The 809-nt window shown below is 66.4% G+C and carries 2 protein-coding genes; both read left to right on the forward strand.

Translation table 11 applies throughout. The features are described from left to right. Positions 1–449: alpha-glucosidase C-terminal domain-containing protein (locus CW362_RS42870; protein ID WP_476756092.1), on the forward strand; the 449-nt coding region annotated here is incomplete at its 5' end. Further along, positions 436–809: alpha-amylase family glycosyl hydrolase (locus tag CW362_RS42875; protein WP_240658359.1), on the forward strand; the 374-nt coding region annotated here is incomplete at its 3' end. The genes CW362_RS42870 and CW362_RS42875, both read left to right, overlap by 14 nt.

The following is an 809-nucleotide window of genomic DNA, read 5'->3' on the forward strand; positions in this document are numbered from 1 at the left end:
GCAGCGAGGAATACCTCCACTCCGAGAAGTACCAGCTCCGCCCACGCGACTGGGCCGCCGCCGAACACGAGGGCCGCACCATCGCCCCGCTGATCACCCGACTGAACCGGATCAGACGGGATCACAGGGCCCTCCGCGAAATACGGAACCTTCGATTCCATCAGGTCGACGACGATGCCGTGATCGCGTACAGCAAGCGTTCGGGTGACGACACGGTGATCGTCGTGGCGAACCTGGACCCCCACCGCACCCGGCAGGCGACAGTGTCCTTGGACATGCCGCGACTCGCTCCGAGCGAGGACGCGCGCGTTCCGGTGCGCGACGAGCTCACCGGCGAGACCTACAACTGGGGCAGGACCAACTTTGTGCGCCTGGGTCCGGGCGGTGCACATGTGCTCACTGTCGGCCCGGCACCACGGATCGGAGGGTCCCCGCATGATGGTCAATGAGCCCGTCCCGGACACGTTCGAGGACACCCCGGCCAAGGACCGCGATCCCGAGTGGTTCAAACGCGCCGTCTTCTACGAGGTCCTGGTCCGCTCCTTCCAGGACAGCAACGGCGACGGCATCGGCGACCTCAAGGGCCTGACCGCCCGACTCGACTACCTCCAATGGCTGGGCGTCGACTGCCTGTGGCTGCCCCCCTTCTTCAAATCCCCCCTGCGCGACGGCGGCTACGACGTCTCCGATTACACCGCCGTCCTCCCCGAGTTCGGCGACCTCGCCGACTTCGTCGAGTTCGTCGACGCCGCCCACCAGCGCGGCATGCGCGTCATCATCGACTTCGTCATGAACCACACCAGCGACCA

It is taken from the genome of Streptomyces populi (assembly GCF_002911015.1).
GTDB lineage: Bacteria > Actinomycetota > Actinomycetes > Streptomycetales > Streptomycetaceae > Streptomyces > Streptomyces populi.